The sequence below is a fragment of the Sphingomonas sp. PP-CC-3A-396 genome, from assembly GCF_004343105.1.
In the GTDB taxonomy this organism is placed as follows: Bacteria; Pseudomonadota; Alphaproteobacteria; order Sphingomonadales; family Sphingomonadaceae; genus Sphingomonas.
In genome coordinates this window covers 13,000-30,498 of the sequence record NZ_SLYF01000008.1, presented here as the reverse complement: position 1 = coordinate 30,498, position 17,499 = coordinate 13,000, and the positions used below count along the sequence as shown (strand labels likewise).

Annotated in this window: 19 protein-coding genes and 1 tRNA gene; 16 read left to right on the top strand and 4 right to left on the bottom strand. The window is 65.5% G+C overall.

Annotation, left to right across the window (positions count from 1 at the left end; translation table 11 throughout):
• Window positions 1-23: 23 nt before the first annotated feature.
• Window positions 24-1,349: a M20/M25/M40 family metallo-hydrolase gene (locus tag C8J40_RS15690; protein WP_132897815.1), complete on the bottom strand. Its 1,326-nt coding sequence runs from the start codon at window positions 1,347-1,349 to the stop codon at window positions 24-26.
• A 172-nt stretch (window positions 1,350-1,521) separates the two neighbouring features.
• Here C8J40_RS15690 and C8J40_RS15685 point away from each other — a divergent pair, with 172 nt between their 5' ends.
• Window positions 1,522-2,208, top strand: coding sequence for a PAS domain-containing protein (locus C8J40_RS15685; protein ID WP_347812477.1), 687 nt, complete (start codon window positions 1,522-1,524; stop codon window positions 2,206-2,208).
• 61 nt (window positions 2,209-2,269) lie between these two features.
• Here the strand turns inward: C8J40_RS15685 and C8J40_RS15680 are convergent, their stop codons facing one another.
• Window positions 2,270-2,725 (bottom strand): universal stress protein, encoded by a 456-nt coding sequence (locus C8J40_RS15680; protein WP_132738806.1) that lies wholly within the window; start codon window positions 2,723-2,725, stop codon window positions 2,270-2,272.
• Between the two features lie 122 nt (window positions 2,726-2,847).
• Here C8J40_RS15680 and C8J40_RS15675 point away from each other — a divergent pair, with 122 nt between their 5' ends.
• The 13 genes from C8J40_RS15675 (at window position 2,848) to C8J40_RS15620 (ending at window position 15,025) form a co-directional block, all read left to right on the top strand.
• Window positions 2,848-4,200 (top strand): pyruvate dehydrogenase complex dihydrolipoamide acetyltransferase, encoded by a 1,353-nt coding sequence (locus tag C8J40_RS15675; protein WP_132897813.1) that lies wholly within the window; start codon window positions 2,848-2,850, stop codon window positions 4,198-4,200.
• Window positions 4,201-4,326: 126 nt separating this feature from the next.
• On the top strand, window positions 4,327-4,539 hold the full coding sequence (locus C8J40_RS15670) for a hypothetical protein (protein ID WP_132897812.1): 213 nt from the start codon (window positions 4,327-4,329) through the stop codon (window positions 4,537-4,539).
• A 44-nt stretch (window positions 4,540-4,583) separates the two neighbouring features.
• Window positions 4,584-4,931: an acyl-CoA thioesterase gene (locus tag C8J40_RS15665; RefSeq protein ID WP_132897976.1), complete on the top strand. Its 348-nt coding sequence runs from the start codon at window positions 4,584-4,586 to the stop codon at window positions 4,929-4,931.
• Window positions 4,928-5,599, top strand: coding sequence for a hypothetical protein (locus tag C8J40_RS15660; protein WP_132897811.1), 672 nt, complete (start codon window positions 4,928-4,930; stop codon window positions 5,597-5,599). The genes C8J40_RS15665 and C8J40_RS15660 overlap by 4 nt, the downstream gene beginning before the upstream one ends.
• Window positions 5,592-6,986: a dihydrolipoyl dehydrogenase gene (lpdA, locus tag C8J40_RS15655; protein WP_132897810.1), complete on the top strand. Its 1,395-nt coding sequence runs from the start codon at window positions 5,592-5,594 to the stop codon at window positions 6,984-6,986. The genes C8J40_RS15660 and lpdA overlap by 8 nt, the downstream gene beginning before the upstream one ends.
• Before the next feature lie 396 nt (window positions 6,987-7,382).
• On the top strand, window positions 7,383-8,819 hold the full coding sequence (locus tag C8J40_RS15650; protein ID WP_132897809.1) for a hypothetical protein: 1,437 nt from the start codon (window positions 7,383-7,385) through the stop codon (window positions 8,817-8,819).
• Window positions 8,820-8,971: 152 nt separating this feature from the next.
• Window positions 8,972-9,163: a hypothetical protein gene (locus C8J40_RS20395; protein ID WP_165911480.1), complete on the top strand. Its 192-nt coding sequence runs from the start codon at window positions 8,972-8,974 to the stop codon at window positions 9,161-9,163.
• 300 nt (window positions 9,164-9,463) lie between these two features.
• The gene (locus C8J40_RS15645; protein WP_132897808.1) at window positions 9,464-10,636 is read left to right on the top strand and encodes a glycosyltransferase; all 1,173 of its coding nucleotides are present in this window, start codon (window positions 9,464-9,466) and stop codon (window positions 10,634-10,636) included.
• Between the two features lie 44 nt (window positions 10,637-10,680).
• The gene (locus C8J40_RS15640) at window positions 10,681-11,628 is read left to right on the top strand and encodes a glycosyltransferase family 2 protein (RefSeq protein ID WP_243693429.1); all 948 of its coding nucleotides are present in this window, start codon (window positions 10,681-10,683) and stop codon (window positions 11,626-11,628) included.
• Window positions 11,625-12,659 carry a glycosyltransferase gene (locus C8J40_RS15635; protein WP_132897807.1) on the top strand — a complete coding sequence of 345 codons (1,035 nt, stop codon included), beginning with the start codon at window positions 11,625-11,627 and terminating at the stop codon, window positions 12,657-12,659. Before C8J40_RS15640 ends, C8J40_RS15635 begins: the two co-directional genes overlap by 4 nt.
• Window positions 12,656-13,756 carry an acyl-CoA dehydrogenase family protein gene (locus C8J40_RS15630; protein WP_132897806.1) on the top strand — a complete coding sequence of 367 codons (1,101 nt, stop codon included), beginning with the start codon at window positions 12,656-12,658 and terminating at the stop codon, window positions 13,754-13,756. Before C8J40_RS15635 ends, C8J40_RS15630 begins: the two co-directional genes overlap by 4 nt.
• On the top strand, window positions 13,750-14,436 hold the full coding sequence (locus tag C8J40_RS15625; protein ID WP_243693428.1) for a PIG-L family deacetylase: 687 nt from the start codon (window positions 13,750-13,752) through the stop codon (window positions 14,434-14,436). Before C8J40_RS15630 ends, C8J40_RS15625 begins: the two co-directional genes overlap by 7 nt.
• Window positions 14,426-15,025: an SAM-dependent methyltransferase gene (locus C8J40_RS15620; RefSeq protein ID WP_132897805.1), complete on the top strand. Its 600-nt coding sequence runs from the start codon at window positions 14,426-14,428 to the stop codon at window positions 15,023-15,025. The genes C8J40_RS15625 and C8J40_RS15620 overlap by 11 nt, the downstream gene beginning before the upstream one ends.
• Before the next feature lie 113 nt (window positions 15,026-15,138).
• Here C8J40_RS15620 and C8J40_RS15615 read toward each other — a convergent pair.
• Both C8J40_RS15615 and C8J40_RS15610 read right to left on the bottom strand, forming a co-directional pair.
• Window positions 15,139-15,223, bottom strand: a tRNA-Leu gene (locus tag C8J40_RS15615).
• Window positions 15,224-15,289: 66 nt separating this feature from the next.
• The gene (locus C8J40_RS15610) at window positions 15,290-16,798 is read right to left on the bottom strand and encodes a YifB family Mg chelatase-like AAA ATPase (RefSeq protein WP_132897804.1); all 1,509 of its coding nucleotides are present in this window, start codon (window positions 16,796-16,798) and stop codon (window positions 15,290-15,292) included.
• Between the two features lie 130 nt (window positions 16,799-16,928).
• Here C8J40_RS15610 and C8J40_RS15605 point away from each other — a divergent pair, with 130 nt between their 5' ends.
• Window positions 16,929-17,231, top strand: coding sequence for a hypothetical protein (locus tag C8J40_RS15605; protein ID WP_243693427.1), 303 nt, complete (start codon window positions 16,929-16,931; stop codon window positions 17,229-17,231).
• A gap of 87 nt (window positions 17,232-17,318) precedes the next feature.
• Window positions 17,319-17,453, top strand: a complete 135-nt coding sequence (rpmH, locus tag C8J40_RS15600; protein WP_031393806.1) for a 50S ribosomal protein L34 — start codon at window positions 17,319-17,321, stop codon at window positions 17,451-17,453.
• Window positions 17,454-17,499 lie beyond the last annotated feature (46 nt).

Below are 17,499 nucleotides of genomic sequence, written 5' to 3'. Positions count from 1 at the left end.
ACCCACCTCCCGAATACGCGCGATCAGCGGCGGCGTTCGCGTCCCGCAAAACTTACCAGGCTTTCCGCGCCATCGGCCGAAACCGCCGAGATGCCGACGAAATTGTCGTCGACCGGCACCTGCGACAGCATTGTCTGCGGATTGGGTCCGGTCGCTGCCACCTCGCGCACATCGGTCCAGTCCTGGACATCGTTGCGACGCCAGCGAACCCTGTACTTCACGGCGCCCGGCACTGCGGTCCACTTGATCGTCGTGTCGCGCGACAATGCTCCGGCCATCGACACGTCTTCGGGAGCCGCGGGTGCCGCTGCGATCCGAGCCAAGGTCGCGACGTTGATCGCCGTCACCTTGGCGAGATACGGAAAGTCCATGCCCTCGATCGTGTCGCCATAGACCACGCCCTTCTCGGTGCGGAGATCCTGATGCTGGCGGTCCCAGTTTTCGGCCGCGACCGAAAACCGCACGGCGGGATAGCCGAGTTTCAGAAATGGCTCGTGATCGCCGCCGCGCCCGAACCGGTCCGGGCGGCGATCGAGCATCACGTCGAGCCCGCCCGGCACATCGCCTGCGACTCCGTCGATCATCTTGGCCAGCGACCGACTGGGGCCATCATCCTCGCCGCCGTCCGCACGACGCCCCTGTTGCGCGGCCAGATCCTCCGAGGCGCGGATACCTTCGGAAAAGACCCGGACCTTGTCGGCAACGCGGACGCCGCCCTGCCCGACGGTGTTGCCGACGATATCGTTGTTCAGCATCGCCGAGACCGACCAACCACGCGCCTTGGCAGTGTCGGCGAGCAATTCGGCACCCCAAAGGCCCTGTTCCTCGCCTGAGAACACCGCGTAGACGATGGTCGCGTCGAACTGCCGTTGCGACAGCAACCGTGCCGCCTCCAGCACCAGCGCGACGCCGGACGCGTTGTCATTGGCGCCGGGCGCGTCGGAGGTGGCGTTCATCACGTCGGTCACGCGGCTATCGATATGCGCGCCGACGATCACCACGCGGTTCGGGTTGCGGCCCTTCTGGATCCCCAGCACATCCTCGACCACGACGCCGGCCTGTGCACGCGGCCCGGTGAACGAGCGGGCGATCCGGTCGACGACGATACATCCGCCACACGATGCGCCGATCTGCGTGAATCGCTCTGCGGCCCAGGTCCGAGCCGCGCCGATCCCCCGCCTCGGATCGGTCGTCGTCGACGCGGTATGCCGGGTACCGAAACCGACCATCGTCGTGACGTCCGCCTGCAACCGTTTCACAGACGGTGCGGGCAATGGCGTTGGAGCAGGAAGCGGGGCAGCGGCAGCGGCAGCGGCGGCAAGCAGCGACGGGAGAGCGTATATCGACATTGGCAGACCGTGCCGCGATCGGCACCGCTGCTCAAGCCAATAGTAAGGCACCGGTCGATCAGCGATAGCGGCAGGCTTACCAAGCTCCGCTTTGATGTCAGAACCTTACAAAACTCGAATTGGTCGAAAACTGATCGAAGTATGATAAATTTTTCATATTTATGCTAAACATATGATTGTCTTGAGAGGACGATCGATGATCATCGGGCATTCAGTATCGAACAGTGACGGTGTCATACAGGCGATCGACGGCCCCGTCGCAACACTGCTGCAGCGCGAGCGAGATCAACTTATCGGTATTTCGTATATGTCGATCACACATCCCGACGATCTTGCGCTAAACTTGGCGAAGGTCTCCGCACTCCAGGCCAACGGACAATCCGCAAAAATCCGCAAACGCTATATCGGTGGCAGGGGAGACATCATCGCAGTGGACGTTCAGGTTTCCCGGGTGATGGGATCCGATGGTGGCCATCTGGTCGGAACCTTGTCGACGATCGACAACATCCTCGATCAAGACCCCGCGCCCTATCGACTGTGGCGTCGCGCTCGGGAACTCCTAGATATCATGCGCGCGCGTGACGACATCCTCGGGGCGGACCTGTTCGCCGATCACGCCTGGACGATCCTGCTGCTGACCTATGTCGCCGAAGCCGAGGGCCGGATCGCGTCGATCGCGACCGTCGCCAGCCATATACCGCTATCGCAGACCACGATCGTTCGTTGGCTGCGCGTGCTGCAGTCCAAGGCGCTCTTCGAACCGACGCTTCCCGGCATCGATGCGCTACAACTGACGCAGACCGGTATCGACAAGGTGGAATTGTTGCTGGATCAGAAGATCGCCGTACCCGTCGGCTGATCGACCTTCTTAGCGGCATCAACGACACTGGCCGCTATCGCCAACGGCCCGCCCCGGGCGCTCAGCTCAGCCGATCGATCGCCTCGCGCGTCAGCGAGCCCGGGATGATCATCACCGGCACCGGCAGCGCGCCCGCATCGGCGCCGGTGAAATGCGCGATCAGTTCGCCCGGCGCGCCGGTCGCCGCGGCGCCGAGCACAAGCGCAGCTATCTCCGGGTTCGCCTCAATCATCTCGCGGATGATCTTCGGCCCCTCGCCTTCACGCACCGTGATCGACGGACGCAAGCCTGATTCCTCCAGCAACGTCCCCGCCGCACCCGCGACCAGACCCTGTGCGTGAAGGTGCGCCTCCTCCTCGATCGTCGCCTGGACGCCTCCGAACGCGATGAACTCCTGGGGCGGGATCACGGTGAGGATCTCGACGCCGCCGCCGGTCTTTACCGCGCGCCGTGCCGCGAACCGCAACGCAATGCCCGCTTCCGGACTATCGTCGATAACCACCAGATAAATGCGCATTTTAGCCCCCGTTATTGCCGGTAATTGGGCCGAGGCGGTTAGATACGCAAGTGCGGCGGGGTTGACCCGAGCGGACGAGGGCGCGAGTAGGCATGCCGTTACGTCACGCCCTGGGGAAATCCATGTCGATCGAGATCAAGATGCCTGCGCTGTCCCCGACCATGGAGGAGGGTACCCTCGCCAAATGGTTGATCAAGGAGGGCGACGTCGTGAAATCCGGCGACCTGATGGCCGAGATCGAGACCGACAAGGCGACGATGGAATTCGAAGCCGTCGATGAGGGCACCGTGGTGAAGATCCTCGTCGCCGAGGGTACCGACAACGTGAAGGTCGGCACCGTCATCGCGATCATCGCGGAAGAGGGCGAGGATGCGTCGTCGGTCTCGTCGGCACCCACTAAGAGCGAGACGCCCGCGCCCGCCGCGAAGGAATCGGAAGCCAAGCCCGATCCGACGGACCCGAACAAGACCGGGACCGAGGCCAAGCCGGTCGAGCGCACCGAAGCGTCGGCCGAGGATCACGGTCGTCCCGACGACGCCGGTGCGGCGAAGCCCACCGCCAGCGGTGACCGCGTTAAGGCGAGCCCGCTCGCGCGCCGTCTTGCTGCCGACAAGGGGATCGATCTCGGTGCCGTGTCGGGTTCGGGGCCGAAGGGTCGCATCGTCAAGGCCGACGTCGACAACGCCAAGCCGGGTGCGGCGCCCGTTGCTGCGAAGACCGAAGCTACTGAGCCGACCGCCGTTGCGGCCCCCGCACCTGCCGCAAAGCCTGCGACCGTGCCCGACATCCCGCACGAAGCGACTAAGCTCAGCAACGTGCGGAAGACGATCGCGCGTCGCCTGACCGAGTCGAAGCAGACCGTCCCGCACATCTACCTCACCGTGAACATCCGCCTCGACGCGCTGCTCAAGCTGCGCGGCGAGTTGAACAAGAGCCTCGAATCGCGCGGCGTGAAGCTGTCGGTCAACGACCTGCTGATCAAGGCGCAGGCCGTCGCGCTCATGCAGGTTTCGACCTGCAACGTGATGTTCACGCCGGACCAGCTGATCACCTTCCAGCGCGCCGACATCTCGGTCGCGGTGAGCACGCCATCGGGTCTGATCACGCCGATCATCGTTGGTGCGGACACCGCCTCGCTGTCGTCGATCTCGACGCAGATGAAGGACCTCGCCGCCCGCGCTCGCGACGGCAAGCTCAAGCCCGAGGAATATCAGGGCGGCACCGCCTCGATCAGCAACATGGGCATGTTCGGCATCACGCAGTTCGATGCGGTCATCAACCCTCCGCAGGCGATGATCCTCGCGGTCGGCGCGGGCGAGAAGCGTCCGTACGTCGTCGGCGACGAGCTCACCGTGGCGACCGTCATGTCGGCGACCGGCAGCTTCGACCACCGCGCGATCGACGGTGCCGACGGCGCGCAGTTCATGAAGGCGTTCAAGCACCTCGTCGAGAACCCGCTGGGCATGCTGGCGTAAGCTCGAAAGCATGACCGCCGCACCCCGCACCCCCACCCCGCTCGTGCTGAGCGAAGTCGAAGCAGGTGAGTCTGACACCCTTCGACTTCGCTCAGGGCGAACGGGGGTGTGCGGTTCGGCTTCGACATGAAGAAGACGACCATCGAGATCCTGCACATCCTCGCAGGGCTCGCGGTTGCCGTCGCGATCACCTGGGCGGCGGCATGGTCCTACCCGCTCGGGCAGGACGTGATCTGGGCGTGCGGGGCCGCGGCGATGGTCGCGACCGTGCTGATGGGCGTGGGGCCATTGCGCCGCGCCCGTCGTCTCGACAGAACTACCCGCAGGAGTGAAGCGTGACCGAATTGCCGCCTGAAAAGGCCCCGACGATCCGCGTCACCGCGATGCCCGCCGACGCCAACCCGTATGGCGACATCTTCGGCGGCTGGTTGATGGGTCAGATGGATCTTGCCGCCGGCTCGGTCGCGTCCCGGCGCAGCGGCGGTCGTGCCGTCACGATCGCCGCGGACGCGATGAAATTCCACATGCCCGTCGTCGTCGGTGACGAGGTCTCGGTCTACGCCGAACTGATCGCGGTCGGCCGCACCTCGATGACGATCGAGGTCGAGGCGTGGCGCCGCGCGCGCCACAGCAACGACAGCTGCAAGGTGACCCAGGCGCGTTTCATCTTCGTGGCGGTCGGCGACGATCGCAAACCGCGGCCAGTGCCGCCTTCTGAGACCGGCGTGTGACATATGCTTCAGCTGCCTATCCGGCTACCGCCACAGAGGCTTTTGATCGCTTTTGGAACCATGGCATCGGGGTAACCGAGGTAGGAAGCGTCGCCTATTTCGGCTTACACCGAGCAAGAACAAAAAAGAAGTTTACGAAGTCTGATTATGACTTCGATAAAGTTGAACGCGCCGTTGAAGAAATGTTACTCGCGAGAATAGTCGATAATTTTCAAAGCTACGTTGTCGACCTGCTGTTGAAGATTTACCTGGTTAGACCAGAGATCGTACCAAAAGGCAGCGTGACATACCGAGAGCTGTTTGGATCTGCGGATATTTTAGAGCTAAGAAAAATTGCTATCGAAAAGACCGTATCGTCGTACGGATACATGAATATCGTCGATCTTAGCGACGAAATTAAAAAGTCTCTATCATTCCCCATATTTGATCATTGGTTAACCAAGCGTCGGGTGAAAAGAATAGTCGAAATTAGAAATCTCATTGTGCACAACAGGTCAACGATAAATAAAACCTTTATCGAGAAAGTTGGATGCAAGCATGACCGGTTTGGATCTCAGGTCTCCGTGCCCAATGCGGTAGGGGTTTTGCGCTATCTTGACGCGTTGGCGAATGACATTGATTGCCGGGCAGCTGTAAAATTTATGAAAGAAACGGTTTCGAATGGCTGATACCTATGATCTCGTCATCCTCGGCTCGGGCCCCGGCGGGTACGTCGCCGCGATCCGCGCGTCGCAGCTCGGCCTAAAGGTCGCGATCGTCGAGCGTGAGCGGCTGGGCGGCATCTGCCTCAACTGGGGCTGCATCCCGACCAAGGCGCTGCTCCGCACGTCCGAAATCTATCACTATATGCAGAACGCCGAGAGCTACGGCCTCAAGGCGGACAATGTCGGCTTCGACCTTGCCAAGATCGTCGACCGTTCGCGGAAGGTTGCCGGCCAGCTGAACGCGGGCGTGAAGGGCCTGATGAAGAAGAACAAGGTGACCGTCGTCGAGGGCGTCGGCACCGTGACGGCCAAGGGCAAGTTGAGCGTCAAGCAGGGCGACAAGACCGTCGAGCTCGAAGCCAAGAACATCATCGTCGCGACCGGCGCGCGCGCACGCGACCTGCCGTTCGCCAAGGCCGACGGCGAGCGGATCTGGACCTATCGCCATGCGATGGTGCCGACCGAGATGCCGACCAAGCTGCTGGTCATCGGCTCGGGCGCGATCGGCGTCGAGTTCGCCAGCTTCTATAACGACATGGGCGCCGACGTGACGATTGTCGAGATGCTCCCCCGCATCCTCCCCGTCGAGGACGAGGAAGTGTCGGCGTTCATGGACAAGGCGCTGTCGAAGCAGGGCATCAAGCTGCTGACCCAGACCGGGCTCGAAGGTCTCGTCCCCTCGGCAAACGGTGTGACCGCCAAGATCAAGGCGAAGGACGGCAAGGTTTCGGAGGAGACCTTCAGCCACGCGATCATCGCGATCGGCATCGTCCCCAACACCGAGAATATCGGGCTGGAGGCCTTGGGCGTCGAGACCGACCGCGGCCATATCAAGACCGACGGCTATGGCCGCACTAACGTCGACGGCATCTGGGCGATCGGCGACGTCACCGGCGCGCCGTGGCTCGCGCACAAGGCCAGCCACGAGGGCATCATCGCGGTCGAGAAGATCGCCGGCGGCTCGCCGCACCAGATGGACAAGGCCAACATTCCCGGCTGCACCTATTCGCGCCCGCAGGTCGCATCGGTCGGCATGACCGAGGCGAAGGCGAAGGAAGCCGGCTACGAGCTGAAGGTCGGCAAATTCCCCTTCATCGGCAACGGCAAGGCGATCGCGCTGGGCGAGGCCGAGGGCTTCGTGAAGACGGTGTTCGACGCGAAGACCGGCGAGCTGCTCGGCGCGCACATGGTCGGCGCGGAAGTGACCGAGCTGATCCAGGGCTATGTCGTCGCGCGCCAGCTCGAGACGACCGAGGCCGAGCTGATGGAAACGGTGTTCGCGCATCCGACACTGTCCGAGATGATGCACGAGAGCGTCCTCGCCGCCTATGGCCGCGCGATCCACTACTAATGCCGGTATCCTCCCCCGCCAGGGGGAGGTGGCAGGCGCTTGCCTGACGGAGGGGGCGGAAAGGGAAACCTCCGTTCCGCATCCTCCCCCTCCGTCGCCTTCGGCGCCACCTCCCCCCGGGCGGGGGAGGATCAGAGTTCGAGCATGCCCCCTCCCCGACATCCCGACGAAAGTCGGGGCCCAGGGGTACCACCCGCAACGCTCTTGGCTCCGACTCCTGACGATCGTCAGGATCACGTTGCGAGATACCCAACCAACCGACCAGACCGGGCAAGCCATCCCGTTTCGGCCCTAACTCTCTTGACCCTCGCGCACGAGCCTCCGAAAGGTCGCCTTGCCCCGACGTCCTGTTCTCAGGATTTCGCGGCGCATGAGCCACCGGTGCAGGACCCGCGAATGTCGATCGACCCTGCCTCCCGCCTCACCCCGCGCCACATCGCGCTCGTTGCGACGGCGCTGTGCGTGGCCTCGCTCGCGCTGTTCTGGCCGGGGGTCGCGATGTACGACACCGTCGCGCAATATAAGCAGGTCCTGTCGGGGGTGTACGACGACTGGCATCCGCCGGCGATGGCGCGCGCCTGGGCGCTGCTTGCACCGCTCGGGTCGGCTGCGACGCCGATGCTGGTGCTGCAGCTCGGCACCTACTGGCTCGGCCTCGGCCTGATCGCCGCCGCGCTGGCGCGAGCGGGGCGCAGCCGCAGCGCGGTGGCGATCATCGTCATCGGCCTGTTGCCACCGTTTCTCGGGTGGCAAGGCGTCGTCCTCAAGGACGCGCAACTGACCGGCGCGATGCTCGGGGCATGCGGACTCGTCGGCTGGTACAGACTCTCGCACCGCCCCATGCCACGCGCACTCTGGGTCCCGACCGCATTGCTGCTGGCCTATGCGGTCCTCGTCCGCGCAAACGCCGTCTTCATCGTCGTGCCCTTGGTGGTGACGCTCGCTCCCCGCCCCGCCGGAACCGTCGCCAAGATCATCACCGGCCTGATTGCGGTGGTCGTCGTCCTAGGCGTGGCGCCGGTCGTCAATCACCAGATCTTGCGCGCGCAACGCAGCGGCGTGGAATCGACGCAGGCGTTGTTCGATCTGGCCGGCATCGCCGCGCGCGTACCCGACGGGACCGCAATCGGCCTGACCCGCGCCGAAGCCGAAACCGTGGTCGCGCGCCACTGCGCCTCGCCCTTCTTCTGGGACCCGCTCGGCGACGACGCGCATTGCGGAACGACGATGGCGCGCCTCCGGGCGCTACCCGCCGGTACGCTCTACCAGACACTCGCCGGATCGGCGCTGCATCATCCGATCGCCTATGCGGCGCACCGGTTCGCGCATCTGAACTCGACCGATCGCTGGCTGGTCCCGTTGCACTGGCCGAGCGCAGCCCCCCCGACCCTGTCGGAGCCCAACACGATCGGTCTCGCCAGTCCGAACGCCGCCGCCCGGCACTGGGAAAGCCTGACCGCCATGATCGTCGAGACGCCGCTGGGCTGGCCGATCAGCTGGATCGTGATCGCGGTCACCGCGCTGGCGACAGGCCTGTCGCGTCCCCCCCATCCGGCCCGCGATCCGGTCCGCGATCTTGCCACGGCGCTACTCGTCTCCGCGCTCGCCCTGGAAGCGAGCTTCGCGGTCCTCAGCATCGCGTCGGACCTGCGCTATCACCTGTGGCCGATGATCGCGACCGCGGTGGCGGTGGTTTTGCTGGCCGATCGCGCGCCGCCCCGACACATCGCCCGCGCCGGTATCGTCATACTGCTGCTGGTACTGGCTAGCGGCGGCGGCGCGCGGGTCCTGTTGCCGCCGCCGCCGCAGACCTATGCGGGTATGTTGGGTTGATTGCCGGTGCCCAAGAGAGGCGCGTGACGCTGTACATCAGGGCGATCGGCATGGCGTCGTGCGGAAGAGATCACACCGTGCCGTCGCATCCGAACCGGACGAAACACGCCGCTTTCGCTTGCCTCCTCAAACCAGTCATCCTAACTTAGATCATGCTAACACGTTCTCAAACCGCTGTTTCGCTGATGAAGATGGCGCTCGCGTTGCTCGACCGCGACCGGGCCGATCTGGCCGCCTGTCATCTTCACCGTGCGATCGAAGTCGCCGAGGACGATGTCGAGATCGGCAGCATTGCCACCAGGTATGCCGCCGCAACGGAGCCAGTCGACAAGTCGATCCGCTGACTCGTCCCAAGCGTGTGATCCTGTTGCCGCATCGCTGACATCCTGCCTAAAAGGTCCGCATCGGCCGGGCGGTGATCATCGCACACCCTCGGATCACTGTTCTGCCGAACACAGATTTCGCGCGAACAACCCGTATAGTCTCCACGGCGCGCTGCGCGTATTCGAGCGCACTAGCCGGTTAAACTATAGTATACCGGGTCTATTGATCCCCATCAGCACGATTCACGATCTGTATATGGGTCTTATACCGACGCACGCTCGTTACGACGCTGAACCATAAAGGGGACGCTCGGCTCGATCATGCGTATCGCGATTATCTCTCATCTGAAGCATGCGATCGTCGAGCCGTTTGCCGGTGGACTCGAGATGCACACGCATCTTCTTGCCACCCGGCTTCGCGCGCGTGGCCATGATGTCGTGTTGTTCGCGTCGACCCGGTCCGATCCCGCGACCGGGTTGACCGCGATCTGCGACGAGACCGCGCTGATGGCGACCGGCGTCGCGGAAGCGACCGACATCGCGTTCTTCCGCGAACATCACGCCTATCTGCGGCTGATGTCTGAGCTGCGTCGCGGCGGCTTCGATATCGTCCACAACAATTCACTGCATTATCTGCCGGTTGCGATGGCGGATACGTTGCCGATGCCGATGGTCACGACGCTGCATACCCCGCCATTCTGCTGGCTAGAGAGCGGCATTCGGTTGTGCCGCGCCGAAGCGACCCGGTTCGTCGCCGTATCGGAGGCGATCCGCACGATGTGGTCGCCGATCGTCCCGATCGACCGGGTCGTCGGCAACGGTATCGATCTCGACCGCTTCCCCTATCGGGCCGTCCCCGACGCCGATCCCTATCTGGTCTGGTATGGTCGCATTGTCCCCGAAAAGGGCCTTCATCTGGCGATCGCGGCGGCCCAAAAGGTCGGGCTGCCGCTGCGTATTGCCGGTCCGATCTCCGATCCGGACTATTACGCCGAGGAGGTGGCCCCGCATCTCCGCGATGCCGTGCGCTATGTCGGCCATCTCGATCACGCCTTGCTATCGTTGCTGATCGGAGGTGCCCGGGTATTCCTGTGCACGCCGTGCTGGGACGAACCGTACGGGCTGGTCGTTGCCGAGGCACTGGCGTGCGGCACACCGGTCGCGGCATTCGCGCGCGGTGCGATCCCGACCTTGCTCGATGACGGTAGTGGCGTGCTGGCGACGCCCGACGATGTCGACTCGCTTGCCACCGCAGCCGTACGGGCGATGCACCTCGCCCGATCGGACAGCCGCGCGCGCGCCGTTGCGATCTGCGATGCCGAAACGATGATCGACGGTTACGAGGCGTTGTATGCCGAGATGTGCGCGGAAATGCGCGCGAAGACTGCTGCTCCGCCCATGCCCGTGCCGATCCCGGAACCGCTGGCGTCGGCGATGTGGCCTGCCCTGGCCGCCAGCAGACCCGCGCCTGCTAACCGCGCGCTGCGCCGATGATGCCGTTCTGCGTCTGCGTACCTGCCCGCAACGAAAGCCTGCGCTTGCCGATATTGTTTGAGGCACTTGCCGCGCAAACGATCGGCGGGCGTATCCCGATTGCGCTGTGTATCAACAATAGCGACGACGACAGCGTCGGGGTCATGAGCAATGTCGCGATACGGTACGCCGGTCGGCTGGACATCGTGGTCGAGTCTCGCACCTTTGAACCCGCGTTAGTACATGCCGGGAGCGCGCGTGGCCACGCCATGGAGATGGGATATCGCCATGTCGTTGACGGTGGGATTGGCGGCGGCGGCGGTATCGGCGGCGACGACCGCGGCGGCGTGCTGATTTCCACGGACGCGGATTGTCGTCCTCCCGCTGGCTGGCTCGCGGCCAACCTCGCCGCGATCAACGCAGGTGCGGATATCGTTGGTGGACGGATCGTCCTCGACGACGCGGAGCCGATCGATGCGGCGATCACCGCGATGCGCGAACGGTTCGATCGATATTGGGCCGCGGTCCGCGCGATCGAGGACGCGGTCGACCCATCCCCGCACGATCCGCCCCCGCGTCACGGCGACCATACAGGGGCAAGCATCGCGATCGACGCAGCCTTGTACCGCATGATCGGCGGGGTCCCGCCAATCGCATCGGGCGAGGATCGATCGATGGTCATCGACGCGGTCGCAGCGGGCGGGCGGCTGGTCCATCCGCCTTCGGTCTGGACCCGCGTGTCGGCGCGCACCGAGGGGCGTGCCGCAGGGGGCATGGCGCTCGCGATGGCCGAACTCGCAGCAACGCTCGATCGGGGCGCGGATCCGTGGGTACCTGCGTTCGAGCATTGGCGGACCCGTGCTCATTGGCGGCGTGCAACCCGCCACGCACACGGCGTCGCGGCGATGCTGGCACGCGAGGCGGACCTGCCGCCGATGCCTAGCGACATGCCCCTGCCCCAATATCCCGGCGCGATCTCGATCGAGCCCGCCACGTCCTTGCTTGCATCATGAGCCGACGTCCGATCGGCTATTACGTCCATCACCACGGCGCCGGACACCGCATGCGAGCGTCGGCGATCGCGGATCATGCCGACGGGCGAATCACTTTGATCGGCACGAACATCGCCGGGCGGAGCGGTGCCCACCGCTATGTCGACATTCCGGACGACCGGCTTGCTTGCGGGTTCGACGGTCGCGACGATGCCGCGGATCGGCCCGCGGCGCTGCACTATGCACCGCTCGACCATGACGGCATACGTCGCCGGGTCGCGGCGATCACGCACTGGATCGCCGAACAGCAACCCGCGCTGATGATCGTCGACGTATCGTGCGAGATCGCGATGCTGGCGCGGCTGGCGTCGGTACCGACCGTGTACGTCAGGCTCGGCGGCCGGCGTGACGACGCCCCGCATCATGACGCGTTTCGCGCCGCGATCGCGATCGTTGCGCCATTTGCCGAAGCACTCGACGATCCGGCCACCCCCGATTGGGTCCGACGAAAGACCGTCTATGCCCCCGGCCTAGTCGACCGTGTCCGGACGACATCGATCGAACCCCGATCGGTCCTTGTCGTTAGCGGCAGGGGCGGCTCGGCGATCGATGGCACGGTCTGGGCCCGCGCGGCGCGTGCCACGCCCGACCGTATGTGGCGGATCATCGGCGATTGCCCGCCAGTCGTCGACGCGCCAGCCAATCTCGAGCAATCAGGCTGGGTCGACGATGCCGCGGCGTGGATCGCACGCGCCGCGATCGTCATCGGCAGCGCAGGGGACGGCGTGGTCGGTGCGGTGCTGGCGGCACGCCGACCGTTTATCTGCCTGCCGGAGGATCGACCGTTCGCCGAACAGCGATCGAAGGCCGAGCGACTGGTCGCGGCGGGTGCAGCGTTGATGTGCGACGATGCCGCCGCAGCGGACTGGCCGATGCTGCTGACGCATGCGGAACGGCTCGATTCCGCCGCGCAAGCGGCGCTCGACGACCCGGATGGTGCAGCCCGTCTGGCAGCGTATGTGATGGCCCTGGCCGATGGAGAGCGCGGATGAGCGAACGAATGACGACGGTGCTCGACGATCCGCTGGTCGCTGCGCTCGCCAAGCTGGGCGAACGCTATGACGCGGAGCGCGCGCATCCCGCCGACAGCATCGCGCTGCTCGCGGAGGCGGGTTTGCTACGCCGGTTCGCCCCGGTCGAATCGGGTGGCGAGGCGTTTGCCGATGCCAACGCCCGCCATCGCGCAATGTTCGACGCACTGCGTCGGGTCGGTCGCGGCGATCTGAGCGTCGGTCGGTTGTTCGAAGGTCATGTCAACGCGATGGCGCTGTTCGGCTGGTATGCGACCGCCAGCCAGAAGGACTGGCTGCGCCGCGTGCTCGATCATGGCGCCGCGTTCGGCGTATGGGCGACCGAGCCGGCGCCAGGCGTCGCGTTGATCGAGAATTTGGGCGGGCGAACATTGCAGGGCGCAAAGAGCTTCGCCAGCGGCGCAGGCGGGATCGCCTATGCGATCGTCACGATCCAGCCCGATAGCGGCGACCGCCGACTGGCCATCGTCGGCGCCGACGATCCCGACCGGACCGATGCCAGCGGCTGGCGTGTCCGGGGCATGCGCGCGAGCATGAGCGGCGCCTATGATCTGAACGGCTATCCGATCGACGAGGATGCGCTGCTCGGCCAGCCCGGCGACTATGATCGCGAACCGCGCTTCACCGCGGGTGCGTGGCGGTTCACCGCGGTCCAACTCGGCGGGATCGAGGCGCTGCTGGCGGAGACCCGCGCGGCGCTCTCGGGGGCGGCACGCGCCGATCCGCTGGCGCGCGCGGCATTCGGGCACGCGGTCGTCGCAACCCGTACCGCCGGGCTGTGGGTGCGCGAGGCGGCGGTGCGCGCGGCGCGCGAGGATGCCGACGCGGCGGCGTTCGCACGGATGACCCGCGGCGTCGTCGAGCGCGCCGGGCTCGACGTGATGGAGCATGCGGCACGGCTTGTTGGCACCCGCAGCACGTTCGAGGGGCAGCGTATCGACAAGATCATCCGCGATCTCAGCCTGTACCTGCGTCAGGCAGGGCCCGACCAGGTCCGCGACGCCGCCGTGCGCGACTGGATCGATCATGATTGCTGGGGCGAGGATCGCCTGTGGTAGGCATTGCCCGCCCGCTCGCGACGAGCAGGTTCGCACGCGCGCGCTGGCTGGTGCTGGCGCCGCATGCCGATGACGAGACGCTGGGCGCAGGTGCGCTGGTTGCCGAGGCGGCGGCCGCACGTCGCCTTGCGGGGGTCGTCTACCTGACCGATGGCGCCGGATCGCACGACGTGGGCGGCGCCTGGCTGGCACGGGTGCGGCGGCGTGAGGCGGCGTTGGCGGTCCGGCGGCTGGCCGGACGCGATGCGGCGTTGCCCGTGTTCCTCGACTGGCCCGACGCGCATCCCCATCGCCCCGACAGCGCGGCATGGCGCGCGACGGTCCGGCGCCTTGCATCACTGATCCGCTCACGTGGCGTCGATGCGATCGCGGTCACCGGCGCCGACGAACCACATTGCGATCATACCGCGTTCCGGACGATCGCGCTCGCCGCAATCCATGCCGCCCGGCGCTCGGTGACGATATTCGACTACCGCGTATGGACCGATCCCGCCGTGCCGCCTGCGCGTACGACATTCCGCACGCGCCCGATGCCGGTCGGCCAGCGCCGCCGGGCACTCCTGGCGCATCGCAGCCAGACGGGTGCAGCCTATGGCGCGGGCTTTCGCCTCGCGCGGACCGCCTGGCGGATGCCGGCGGAGGACGTCCTTCATCTGAACGGAATTGCCGATGCCCGATAAGCCGCCCCATAGCGGGGGCAGCCTGGCCGCCGCCTATTTCGAGGACATTTTTGCCGCTGACGACGATCCGTGGTCGCTCGCCAGCAGCCCATATGAAGCGGCCAAGTTTGCGCGCACCATCGCCGTGCTGGACGATCGTCGCTACGCCGCCGCGCTCGAGATCGGCTGTGCTCACGGTGTGCTCACACGGCAATTGGCGCCTTTATGCGACGATCTCCTCGCCATCGACATTGCCGCGCAGGCGATCGATTATGCACGCAAGCGGTGCGAAGGCCTGCCGCAGGTCCGCTTCGAGAAGGTCGTTTTCCCCGATCAGGTTCCCGCGACCAACGCGCTCGATCTCGTCCTACTCTCCGAGGTCGTGTATTATTGGAGCGATGACGACATCACCACCGCCGGGGCGTGGTTACGGGCGCATGTCGTCCCCGGCGGACGGATATTGCTGGTGCACTGGATCGGCGAGACCGACTATCCGCAGACCGGAGACGCGGCCGTCGACAAGATATCCGCGACGCTCGGCGACGCCATCACGGTCGAGCGGGCGGAGCGGACGACATCGTACCGACTGGATCTGTGGACCCGGCGGTAGGGAAGCCAACGAGCTATGGTCGACAGCGATCGGTCACATCGCGGCGTGGAATGTGCGAGCCGACGCGGATGGTAGATCCGCCTCGCCTTGCACAAATGCGCGGCGAAGTGCGGTGGTGCCCCTGGCCGGAATCGAACCAGCATGCCTTGCGGCAACCGATTTTGAGTCGGTCGCGTCTACCAATTTCGCCACAGGGGCAGCGGCGGGTTGGCTAGACGAAGCTTTCGTTTGCCGCAAGCTGTCTTGATCGGAAAACGTATCGGTTCAGTTTCTCGGTGGCTGGCGACGATAGCTGAGCGCTTCGGCGATGTGGATGCGGCCGACGGTGTCGCTGCCGGCGAGATCGGCGATCGTGCGACCGACGCGGAGGATGCGGGTGTAGCCGCGCGCGGTAAGGCGCATCGCCTCGGCGGCTTGCGCGAGCAGTTTCCGGCCGGCTTCGTCGGGCGTGGCGACCGCATCGAGCAGTGCCCCATCCGCCTCGGCATTCGTACGCACCGGGTGATCGCGGTAGCGGTCGGACTGGATCGCGCGGGCGGCAGCGACGCGGACGGAAACCTCTGCCGAGCCTTCGGTTGGTGGCGGTAGGATCAGGTCTGCGGCGCTGACCGCCTGGACGTCGATGTGGAGGTCGATCCGATCGAGTAGCGGCCCCGAGACCTTCGCCTGATAGTCTGCTGCGCATTTCGGGGCTCTCGCGCAGGCCAGGCTCGCATCGCCGAGGTGTCCGCACCGACACGGGTTCATTGCCGCGATCAACTGCACGCGAGCAGGAAACGTGACGTGCGCATTGGCGCGAGCGACGCTGACCGTTCCGGTCTCCAAGGGCTGGCGGAGCGAATCGAGGACGGCGCGTTGGAACTCCGGAAGTTCGTCCAGGAACAGCACGCCGAGATGCGCGAGGCTTACCTCCCCCGGCTTCACCTTCAGCCCGCCGCCGGTCAGCGCGGCCATCGATGCGGAATGATGCGGGGCGCGGAACGGGCGCGTGCGGGTCAGGCGACCGCCGGAGAGCGTGCCGGCGACCGACTGGACCATCGACACTTCGAGCGCCTCGGCGGGGTCGAGCGGCGGCAGGATGCCGGGCAGGCAGGAGGCCATGAGAGACTTTCCAGACCCAGGCGGACCTACCATCAATAAATTATGTGATCCCGCAGCGGCGATCTCCAGCGCGCGCTTGGCCGTCTCCTGCCCTTTGACCTGCCGCAAGTCCGGACCGTGATCGGCCTGCTCGGCGATGCCTGGCTTGGGCGGGCTAAGCAGACCGTGGCCTTTGAAGTGATTTAGCAGCGACAGCAAGTCGGGCGCGGCGATCACTTCGATCTCTCCAGCCCAAGCCGCCTCCGAGCCTTGCGCGGCGGGGCAGACAAGCCCCTTCCCCACTTCCGAGGCATGCAGCGCGGCCAGCAGCACGCCCGGCGACGCTGTGATCCTAGCGTCGAGACCGAGTTCGCCAACGATCACGTAGTCCGCCAGGGCTTCGGCATCGACCACCCCCATCGCGGCCAGCAACGCGAGCGCGATGGGTAGATCGAAATGCGATCCTTCTTTAGGCAGATCGGCGGGCGACAGGTTCACCGCGATGCGTTTCGGCGGCAGCGACAGCCCCATGCCTGCGATCGCACCACGCACGCGTTCGCGGCTTTCGCCGACCGCCTTGTCCGCAAGGCCGACGACGTTGAACGCAGGAAGTCCTGGAATCAGTTGCACTTGCACCTCGACGGCGCGCGCTTCGAGCCCCAGATACGCCACCGTCGCCACGATCGCCGCCATGCCCGCTCCCCCGCGACACGACGTCACGCCTTATTCATACCCGATTTGCCATGTCTGCAAGGACGCGCGGCCCAACGCCGTCGATCCGCGCCGTCTTGCCATCCTAATACACCGGACCCACATGCCTTCCGTGAAAGCAGTCCGCTCCCCCGTCCTCCGCTTCGGCCAGTTGCTGCTCGGGATGCTGTTGATCGTCGCAGCGCCACTCCTTGCGCCGTTGCCAGGACCGGCGGGCATCTTCCTGTTTGCGGGCGGGATGGTTCTGGTCCTGCGCAATTCGCGCTGGGCGCGGTTGAAATGGGCGCGGCTCAAGCGGCGCTGGCCGCGGACCGGGCATTTCGTCGACCGGATGATGCGGCGACAAAGCGCGATGCGGCGCCACGAGCGGACGAAGGCGTCGAAAAGCGCTGCTGCCAAGGCCGGTGCGAATTGACTTACCCGCCCCGTTTCCGTAAGCGCCCAGCCATCAAGGCCGTCCCTGTGGCGGCCGTTTTCTATTTGATGACCTAGGGAATGACCAATGAAGCGGACCTTTCAGCCGAGCAACCTGGTACGCGCACGCCGTCACGGCTTCCGCGCACGGATGGCGACGGTCGGCGGCCGGGCAGTGATCCACGCACGCCGCGCCCGCGGTCGCAAGAAGCTGTCGGCCTAACTATTCTCGACAAACGCCGCGATTTTCTCGCGGCGAATGCGGGGAA